The 9,003-nt window shown below is 65.8% G+C and carries 8 protein-coding genes and 1 pseudogene; 6 read left to right on the top strand and 3 right to left on the bottom strand.

The annotated features are described in order from the left end of the window. Positions 1-1,716 (bottom strand): GH92 family glycosyl hydrolase (locus VFG49_RS09105; protein ID WP_324859649.1); only part of this gene is annotated, 1,716 nt, incomplete at its 3' end. 150 nt (positions 1,717-1,866) lie between these two features. Between VFG49_RS09105 and VFG49_RS09100 the strand changes: the two genes are divergently transcribed. The 5 genes from VFG49_RS09100 (at position 1,867) to VFG49_RS09080 (ending at position 7,643) form a co-directional block, all read left to right on the top strand. Then, positions 1,867-2,913, top strand: coding sequence for a LacI family DNA-binding transcriptional regulator (locus VFG49_RS09100; RefSeq protein ID WP_324859647.1), 1,047 nt, complete (start codon positions 1,867-1,869; stop codon positions 2,911-2,913). A gap of 14 nt (positions 2,914-2,927) precedes the next feature. Next, complete coding sequence (locus VFG49_RS09095; RefSeq protein ID WP_324859645.1) at positions 2,928-4,643, top strand: sugar MFS transporter; 1,716 nt, start codon at positions 2,928-2,930, stop codon at positions 4,641-4,643. After that, a complete protein-coding gene (locus VFG49_RS09090) occupies positions 4,643-5,620 on the top strand; it encodes a carbohydrate kinase (RefSeq protein ID WP_324859643.1) in 978 nt (325 codons plus the stop codon). The genes VFG49_RS09095 and VFG49_RS09090 overlap by 1 nt, the downstream gene beginning before the upstream one ends. Continuing rightward, positions 5,617-6,825, top strand: a complete 1,209-nt coding sequence (locus tag VFG49_RS09085) for an AGE family epimerase/isomerase (protein ID WP_324859641.1) — start codon at positions 5,617-5,619, stop codon at positions 6,823-6,825. Before VFG49_RS09090 ends, VFG49_RS09085 begins: the two co-directional genes overlap by 4 nt. A 224-nt stretch (positions 6,826-7,049) precedes the next feature. Beyond that, positions 7,050-7,643 (top strand): DUF4142 domain-containing protein, encoded by a 594-nt coding sequence (locus VFG49_RS09080; RefSeq protein ID WP_324859639.1) that lies wholly within the window; start codon positions 7,050-7,052, stop codon positions 7,641-7,643. 80 nt (positions 7,644-7,723) lie between these two features. Here the strand turns inward: VFG49_RS09080 and VFG49_RS09075 are convergent, their stop codons facing one another. Continuing rightward, positions 7,724-7,936: a hypothetical protein gene (locus tag VFG49_RS09075; protein ID WP_324859637.1), complete on the bottom strand. Its 213-nt coding sequence runs from the start codon at positions 7,934-7,936 to the stop codon at positions 7,724-7,726. 17 nt (positions 7,937-7,953) lie between these two features. Continuing rightward, positions 7,954-8,445 carry a DUF6496 domain-containing protein gene (locus VFG49_RS09070; protein ID WP_324859635.1) on the bottom strand — a complete coding sequence of 164 codons (492 nt, stop codon included), beginning with the start codon at positions 8,443-8,445 and terminating at the stop codon, positions 7,954-7,956. Between the two features lie 296 nt (positions 8,446-8,741). On the opposite strand from VFG49_RS09070, the pseudogene VFG49_RS09065 reads away from it, so the two are divergent. Continuing rightward, positions 8,742-9,003, top strand: a pseudogene (locus tag VFG49_RS09065) (hypothetical protein); the annotation flags it as partial.

Here is a 9,003-nt window from a genome sequence, read left to right as displayed (position 1 = left end):
GTACTGCCAGGCGTTGCCTTCGGTGTAGTCGGTGCCGTAGCCGGCGGCATCCGGATCGAACGGCTCGCGGAACGTGCCGTCGGTCTTGCGCGCACGCATGAAGCCGGTCTTGGGGTCATACGCATTGCGCCAGTTGCCGGCTCGCTTGTCGAAGGTGGCGGCGATGTCCTGCTTGCCCATGGCCTTGGCCATCTGCGCCAGCGACCAGTCGTCGTAGGCATATTCCAGCGTCTTGGAGGCGCCCTCGGGTTCCTTGTCGATCGGCACGTAACCGAGCTTCATGTAGTCCTCCAGGCCACCGTACGGTGCGTAGGTGGCGCTGGCCACCATGGCCTTGAGCGCGGCATCGGCGTCGAAGCCGCGCACGCCCTTCACGTAAGCATCGGCGATCACCGGAACGGCGTGGTAGCCGATCATGCACCACGTCTCCATGCCCTGGTATGCCCACACCGGCAGGATGCCGAACGGGCTGGTTTCGCGGGCGGCGATCAGCGAGCGGATGAAATCCGTGCTGCGCTCTGGCATCAGCAATACCACCAGCGGTTGCTGCGCGCGGTACACATCCCACAGCGACCAGGTGGAGTGGAATTCGAACTTGCCGTTCTTGTCGACGGCCTCGTGCACCGCACCGTCCGGGCCGCGGAACTGGCCGTTGACGTCCATGCTCAGCGTCGGCGACAGCAGGGCATGGTAGAGCGAGGTGTAGAAACTGGTCCGCTGGGTTCTGGATGCGTCGATGTCGACGACGGCCAAGGCTTTGTCCCAATCCGCGCGGGCCTCGGCGTGGCGTGCGTCGAAATCCCAGCCCTGCCCTTCGGCGTCGAGGTTGGCGACGGCATTGGCTTCGCTCACCGAAGAGATCGCCACCTTCACGCCCAGCGGTTGCTTGAGCGTGCCGAAATCGAACACGCCGACCAGCGCGCGGCCGCTCTGCGCATCGTGGTCCTCGGGCTGGTTGCCGGGGCCCTTGAAGCCCTTGTAGGTGATGTCGGTTTCGCGGTTGTAGAGCGTGCGCGAGGCCAGCGGCTGCGAGAAGCGCATGGCGAAGCACAGCTCGCGGCCCGGCGCCCAGCCACGCGTGGTGCGGCAGCCGGTGACCGTCCCGTCGTCGTGCACGCGCAAGCTGGACCACAGCACCTTGCCCGCGTAGTCGTAGATGCTGGGACGCAGGTCCAGCAACAGGTGCGCCGGCTTGCCCGCCGGGAAGGTGTAGCGGTGCCAGCCGATGCGGCGGCCCGCCGTAAGCTCGGCGCGTACGCCGTAATCGCTCAGCGTGACGGCGTAATAGCCCGCCTGCACTACTTCACGTTCATGGCTGAAGCGCGAGCGGTAACCGCTGCCAGGCTTTGCCGCATCGCCTGGCTCCAGCTTCACATCCCCGGCGATCGGCATCACCAGCACGTCACCCAGGTCCGAATGGCCAGAGCCGGAGAAATGCGTGTGCGAGAAACCCAGCAGGCTGGAGTCGCTGTACTGGTAACCGGCCGCCCACTTGTAGGCATGCTTGAAGTCCGGCATCGCCGTGTCGGGCGAAAGCTGGATCATGCCGAACGGCACCGTGGCCCCGGGGAAGGTATGCCCATCACCACCGGTGCCAATGCGCGGATCGACGTCGGCCGAATGACCGCCGGCGGCGAAGGCAGGCAGCGCAAGGGACAGGGAAATCGCGGCGGTCAGCAGACCGGGCAGCCAGGTGCGGCGGGTCGAGCAAGGCATGGGGTTCCCCCGGTGATTTGAATCGTTCTAATTCGACGAAGCTAGCATTGCCCCGCGGGCTGATGCATGCTGCGTCGCGCCATCGATTCTGGTTCCGTTTCGCGGCGTCGGCGGGTTACCTTTGGATCGTTCCAATTACCCAGGCCAGCGATGGAAAGCCAGACCCCGGTCGGTCGCAAGATCACCCTGAACGACATTGCCGCCGGTTGTGGGGTGTCCCGTGCCACGGTGTCGCTGGTGTTGCGCGGCAGCCCGCTGGTCAACAAGGCCACCCGCGCCCGGGTCGAGGAAGAACTCCGCCGCCAGGGTTACGTCTACAACCGCGCGGCCGCCAACCTGCGCCGGCGCACCTCGTCCAGCATCGCGCTGGTGGTGAATGAGCTGGCCAATCCGTTCTTTGCCGAATTCGCCGCCGGCGTCGACGAAGCGTTGGGAGAGGCCGGCTTCGTCACCCTGCTGGGCAGCACCGGCGAATCCACCACGCGCGAACAGGCGGTGCTGGGCTCGCTGATCGAACACGGCCCGGGCGGCATCATCCTGTCGCCCGCCGAAGGCAGCGAGGCACGTACCGTGCTGGCCACGGTGGGTACCCACACGCCGGTGGTGTTGTTCAACCGCGAACTCGGCGGCTCGCTGCCGCAATACGCGCACTGGGACCGCCTGCTGCTGGACAACCAGCGCGGCGCGCGCCTGGCCACGGAACACCTGATTGCGCGCGGCCATCGACGCATCGCCTTCTTCGGTGGCCATGACGATTCCAGCTCCTGCCGCGACCGCCACGCCGGCTATGTGCAGGCGATGCAGACTGCCGGGCTGGCGATCGAGCCACAGTGGCGCGTGCAGACCGCGCTGACCCGCGTGGAAGCCGCACGGGCCGCGCATGCGCTGTTCGACCATGGCACCGCGCCCACCGCAGCCGTCTGCTACAACGACGTGGTCGCCCTGGGACTCATGCTGGGTCTCTACCAGCGCGGCGTGAAACCCGGTCACGATTTCGCCCTTACGGGTTTCGATGACATCGCCGAAGCGTCCGTCAGCACGCCCACGCTCACCACGCTGTCCACCACGCCGCGGGCACGCGGGCGCCAGGCAGCCGAACTCATCCTTGCCCGCCTGCGCCATCCGCAGGCGCAGGCAGGCACTGTCATCGCCCCGGTCGAACTGGTCGTGCGCGAGAGCAGTTGTCCCCTTTCCTGACCGACGGACGACCCATGGCCTTTGCATCACCACCCTCGCAGTCGGCGACCCGTGCGCCGGTCAGCGGCAAGACGCGCTATACCGACTATCCGATGGCGATGTCGGTGCTCACCACCATCTTCTTCATGTGGGGCTTCCTCACCGTCCTCAACGACATCCTCATCCCGCACCTGAAGTCCGTGTTCGAACTGAACTATGCGCGCGCGATGCTCGTGCAGTTCACCTTCTTCGGCGCGTACTTCCTGATGTCACTGCCGGCCGGCAGGCTGGTCGCGGCGCTGGGCTACAAGAAGGGCATCGTCGCGGGCCTGGCCATTGCCGCGGTGGGCGCGTTCGGTTTCTGGCCGGCCGCGACGCTGCATTCGTATGCCGCGTTCCTCGCCGCGTTGTTCGTGCTGGCCACGGGCATCACCGTGCTGCAGGTGGCGGCCAATCCCTATGTGGCGCTGCTCGGCCCCGAGCGCACCAGCTCCAGCCGGCTCACGCTGGCACAGGCGATGAATTCGCTGGGCACCACGCTGGGCCCGTGGTTCGGCGGACTGCTGATCCTTTCCGCCGTGACGGCCACCACCATCCCCACCGACGTGCGCAAGGCACCGGAGACGGTGCAACTGGTGCAGATGCTAAACACCGGCGAACCGAAGCAGGTCGCCGACGCGTTGCGGCACGCACCGGCCGACCGACTGGTCGCCGCGCTGAACGATGCCGCTGCCACCGCGCTCGACCGCGTGCCTGCCGATGCGGTGGCGTCCGCCGTGGCGCCGCTCTCTTCCGCGCAGCTCGCCGGCGTGCTGGACAAGCTGCCGGGCGATGCCCTGCTCGCCACGTTGTCGGTCCAGTCGCCACAGCAGCTGGCTGCGCTGCCGATCGATCATCTTGCCGGCGCGCTGGACAAGCTCACCGCCTCGCGCCTGGATGATGCGCAAGCAACCCGTTTGCGCGCGCTTCGCGCCAGCCTGCTGCCGGAAACGCAGCAGCAGCTGCAGAGCTGGCGCCAGAAGCAGGCCGAACTGGTACAGGTGCCGTACGTGGGCCTGGGCGTGGTGCTGTTGCTGCTCGCCGCGGGCGTGTGGCTGTTCAACCTGCCCGCGCTTGCGGAAACGACCGAACAGGCCGATCCCACGCACCACACGCTGATGGACGCACTGCGCCACAGCCATGTGTTCTTCGGCGTGCTGGCGATCTTCTTCTATGTCGGCGCGGAAGTGTCCATCGGCAGCTTCCTGGTCAACTATCTGTCGCTGCCGGATGTGGGCCACATGAGCGAGCAGGAAGCCTCGCACTATGTGTCGATGTACTGGGGCGGCGCGATGATCGGCCGCTTGGCCGGCTCCGCGTTGCTGGTGTGGTTCAACCCGCGCAAGCTGCTCGCCCTGTTCGCCGCGATCGCCGGACTGCTGGTGCTTACCACCATGCTTACCCATGGCCAGCTGGCGATGGCGAGCGTGATTGCCATCGGCCTGTTCAACTCGATCATGTTCCCGACCATCTTCTCGCTCGGCATCGAACGCATGGGCCCGCTCACGGGCAAGGCGTCGAGCCTGCTGATCATGGCTATCGTCGGCGGCGCACTGCTTCCACTGGCGCAGGGTTTCCTGGCCGATCACTTCGGCATCCAGCACGCCTTCGTGCTGCCGATGTTGTGCTACGGCTACATCGTCTTCTACGGCCTGCGCGGTTCGCTCGTGCGTGACGCGGCCGTGCCGGCAGTCATTCCCGAGAACGCTTGATGTCTTCCCGCACCATCCTTTGTTTTGGCGAAGCGCTGATCGACTTCCACAGTGAAGGCAGCGATGCGCACGGTTTTCCACGCAGCTTCGTGCCATTTGCCGGCGGCGCTCCCGCCAACGTCGCCGTCGCCGTGGCGCGTCTCGGCGGCGAGGCTGCGTTCGCCGGCATGCTCGGCAAGGACCTGTTCGGTGGTTTCCTGCTCGACAGCCTGCGCCGCGTGGGCGTGGAGACCTCGGGCGTGACGCGCACCGACGAAGCGAACACCGCCCTCGCCTTCGTCGCGCTCGACGCCCAGGGCGAGCGCAGCTTCAGCTTCTATCGCCCGCCCTCGGCCGACCTGCTGTTCCGGCCGGAGCATTTCCGCGAGGAAAGCTTCCGCAACGCCGCCGTATTCCACGTGTGCTCCAACAGCATGACCGATGAAGCGCTGGCGCAAACCACGCGCGAAGGCATGCGCCGCGCCACCGCGCACGGCGCGCTGGTGAGCTTCGACCTCAACCTGCGTCCTGCGCTGTGGCCGCGCGGCGTGGATCCACGCCCGTTGGTGTGGCCGGCCCTGCTGCTGGCCGACGTGGTGAAGCTGAGCGCCGAGGAATTCGCGTGGCTGGCCGCCGATGGCGAGGAGGCAACGCTGGAACGCCTGTGGCAAGGCCGAGCGCGACTGCTCGTCGTCACCGACGGCGACAACGCATTGCGCTGGTTCCATCCCGATGCCGATGGCGAGCTGCCCGTGTACGCCGTACCGGCGGTGGATACCACGGCCGCCGGTGACGCCTTCGTCGGCGGCCTGCTGCATCGCCTCGCTTCCCTGCAGGGCGAGGATCGCATCGACCATCTCGTCACCGAACTGCCCCGCCTGCACGCCACACTGCGTTTTGCTGCCGCCTGCGGTGCGCTCACCGTCACCCGCCAGGGCTCGTTCACCGCCATGCCCGACGAAGCCGAGGTGCTGGACTTCATGGAGATCTACGCATGACCAAGCCCGATTTCCGCAGCGAGACTTTCCTGCGGGAACACATCTCGCAGACGATGGCGTTCTATCACCCGCGCGCGATCGATCCTGCCGGCGGCTTCTTCCACTACTTCAAGGACGACGGCACGGTCTACGATCGCAGCCACCGCCACCTGGTAAGCAGCACGCGTTTCGTCTTCAACTACGCGATGGCCTATCGCGAGTTCGGCGACCCGGCCTACCTCGACGCCGTGCACCACGGACTGCGCTATCTGCGCGAGGTGCACCGCAATGCCGACACCGGCGGCTATGCCTGGACCATCCGCGATGGCAAGCCGGAAGACCGTACCCATCACGCGTACGGCGTGGCTTTCGTCTTGCTGGCCTACGCCACTGCGCGAAAAGCCGGCGTGCGCGAGGCCGACGCGTGGATGGACGAAACCTGGAACCTGCTGGAGCTGCGCTACTGGGACGCCGACGCAGGCCTGTATCGCGACGAAGCGGACGAGCACTGGCACTTCAGCAGCTATCGCGGCCAGAACGCCAACATGCACATGTGCGAGGCGATGCTGGCGGCGTACCAAGCCAGCGACGAGCCGCGCTATCTCGAACGCGCGCTCGTTCTCGCCGATCACATGACACGCCGCCAGGCCGCCAAGGCCGATGGCCTGGTGTGGGAACACTACGACGCGCACTGGAACGTGGATTGGAACTATCACCGCGACGATCCCAAGCATCTGTTCCGCCCATGGGGTTTCCAGCCGGGCCACCAGACCGAATGGGCCAAGCTCCTGCTGATCATGGAGCCGTTGCTGCTTGAGCGCGGCCGCGAGGAAAACTGGCTGGTTCCCACCGCCAAGCATCTGTTCGACACCGCGCTCGCCCGCGCGTGGGACAGCGAGTCCGGCGGCATCTGCTACGGCTTCGCGCCCGATGGCAGCGTGTGCGACGACGACAAATATTTCTGGGTGCAGGCCGAATCGCTGGCCGCCGCCGCGCTGCTTCACGCACGCACGGGCCTGGGCGAGTACGACACCTGGTACGAAAAGCTGTGGGCGTACGCGTGGCAACACTTCGTCGACCATCGCCATGGCGCGTGGTATCGCATCCTTACGCGCGACAACCGCAAGATCGACGACGAGAAAAGTCCCGCCGGCAAGACGGACTACCACACGATGGGCGCGTGCTACGAAGTGATGGAACTCGTGCGCGAAGGCGGCGTGCCCTGACGTGCACCCATGGGACGGCGCCTGTGCCTAGGTGCCGTCCAGGCGCCGAGCCTGTGTCAACGCGCATCCAACGCAAGTGACAACCAGGTTATCGGGCGGCGCGTCGCTCGATGTGCACGGCGCATGAACCCTCACCTTGCGACATACGCAACTGTCACAGGCGCACTACCCAGGCCGGGCTAGCGTCCATCGTCACCATCCTTACGGCGCAAGAGGGTGCAACGATGAACCGAACGACTTCACTGTTCGCCACCACGCTGCTGGTGGCCATCTCCTGTCCCTTGGCGCTGCATGCGCAATCCGCGCCGGCACGACAACCCACGCAACCCACGAGCAATATGGACAACATGCGCAACATGGACATGCGCGACGCGGGCACCGTGAGCAGCGGCGACCAGCAGTTCTTCGCCAAGGCGTCCAGCGACGGCGCCGCCGAAGTGAAAATGGGCCAGCTTGCCATGCAGAAAGCTTCATCGCCCCGCACGCGCGAACTGGCGCAGCAACTGGTGAAGGATCACACGCAGGCCAACAAGGAGCTGCTGGCGCTGGCGCAGAAGAAGCACGCGACGGCCGCCAGGCAGGCGCCGTCTTCCGAGATCATGGACAAGCTGCAATCGCTCGGCGGCGCGGATTTCGACAAGGCTTATCTGTCGACCATGGTCACGGCGCATGAAGAAGCCATCGACCTGTTCACCGAGGCATCCCACAGCAACGATGCCGACATCAAGGCGTTTGCCACCAAGACCCTGCCGACGCTCAAGCATCACCTGGCGATGGCGCAGGCTTTATCGCCGTCTTCGTCACCCGGCATGCCCTGAGGCCCGGCGGTGGGATCCATACGCGATGCGGCCGCCCAACAGCGCGGCCGCATCGCCTTGCCTTCGTGAAACCACGCGTATCAGTGCGTGGTCGTCGCCGGTGCCGGCATGGTGGTGGCCGCGGGCGGCGGCATGGTCGTTGCTGCCGGCGGCGGCAAGGCAGGTGCCGGTGCAGCGGTGGCCGCCGGGGGCGGCGTTACGGCACTGGTGTCGTCCTCATGCTTGTTGCAACCCGCAAGGGCGACGAACGCCACCGCAGCGAATGCGTAGCCGCAATACCTGGAAATCGTCATAGGGGGTCTCCTGGTGATCAATGGGAATGAGCCTTACGTGTACGCGCGGCCTTCTTCGATGCGGTCGACCGGCCTGCCGCTCCCTTGGTCCGCGCCGCCTTCTTGGCTGCCGCCGAGCGTGACGCGGAGGTTCTCTTGGTTGCGGCTTTCTTGGCATGAGCCGACAAGGCTTTGTGCGAAGCGGCCGCGCTTCCTTCCTTCTTCAATGCCCGACTCGTCGTATGGGATCGCTTGGAGGCGGGCTTTTTGCGGAGCCCGGAGGCCTTTTCGTCAGCCGCCGCTTTCTTCTTCGTAGCCGTCTTGGCCGTCTTGCTCACCGGCGCTTTCACACCGGCGCGACGAGCCTTGGAAAGGCCGATGGCGATGGCCTGCTTGGCCGAACGGGCGCCGTGCTTTCCCTTGCGGACGTGATGCACTTCCTCATGGACGTATTCGCCAGCCTGCGTGCTGGCGGACTTGCCCTCGCGTTTGTCTTTCGCGGCTGCCTTGCGTGTTCTGGCCTCGGGCATGGTGCACTCCGGTACGGATTCGCCTATTGGTCTAGACCACACTCTGTGCATCACGTGTCAAACGCGCCCGCAAAAATCGGCCCTTATTCAGGTAGGGCTCACGCTTTATTCAAGGCCCCAACGCGGCTCTCCCGGCCCTTTCACACAGTCGGTGCAAGCCTGAGGGCGTCTGAGGAGAGCCCTGCGCATGAAGAACAGGCATGTCTATAGCACCGCGAACATCGACAGAGCGAGAAAAGCCACGACTGCGGCGCGTGGCGCGGATGCTGCGGGAGGCGGATGCTGCAGGAGACGGCATGTCGATGGTTGCCAGCAGTGACATCTCACCGCAGAAGATCCCCGGCGAACGCAAACTGGTGACCAACGATTTCCATCCCGTAGCCGTGAGCGGCGCGTTTGCTGGCAGCGAATCGGGCTTGCTCGCCGCATGGGTGGCGCTGATCACGCCGATCAGACTGACGCTGGACGGCGGGGACGCCATGCCGGTGGTAGACACCCTGCCGTCGCGGACATTCCCAAGTACGGCGGCATCACGACAGCTTGGCATGGCAGCGGCTA

Origin of the sequence: Dyella sp. (genome assembly GCF_035685885.1) — a bacterium.
Taxonomy (GTDB): domain Bacteria; phylum Pseudomonadota; class Gammaproteobacteria; order Xanthomonadales; family Rhodanobacteraceae; genus Dyella.
The sequence above is the reverse complement of the archived record's forward strand: the minus strand, read 5'-3'. Positions and strand labels throughout refer to the sequence as shown.

Excerpts from the sequence above, each read along its gene's own strand:
- VFG49_RS09080 (WP_324859639.1), top strand. The coding sequence starts at position 7,050 with ATGAACCGAACGACTTCACTGTTCGCCACCACGCTGCTGGTGGCCATC.
- VFG49_RS09070 (WP_324859635.1), bottom strand. The coding sequence starts at position 8,445 with ATGCCCGAGGCCAGAACACGCAAGGCAGCCGCGAAAGACAAACGCGAG.
- VFG49_RS09100 (WP_324859647.1), top strand. The coding sequence starts at position 1,867 with ATGGAAAGCCAGACCCCGGTCGGTCGCAAGATCACCCTGAACGACATT.
- VFG49_RS09095 (WP_324859645.1), top strand. The coding sequence starts at position 2,928 with ATGGCCTTTGCATCACCACCCTCGCAGTCGGCGACCCGTGCGCCGGTC.
- VFG49_RS09085 (WP_324859641.1), top strand. The coding sequence starts at position 5,617 with ATGACCAAGCCCGATTTCCGCAGCGAGACTTTCCTGCGGGAACACATC.
- VFG49_RS09075 (WP_324859637.1), bottom strand. The coding sequence starts at position 7,936 with ATGACGATTTCCAGGTATTGCGGCTACGCATTCGCTGCGGTGGCGTTC.
- VFG49_RS09090 (WP_324859643.1), top strand. The coding sequence starts at position 4,643 with ATGTCTTCCCGCACCATCCTTTGTTTTGGCGAAGCGCTGATCGACTTC.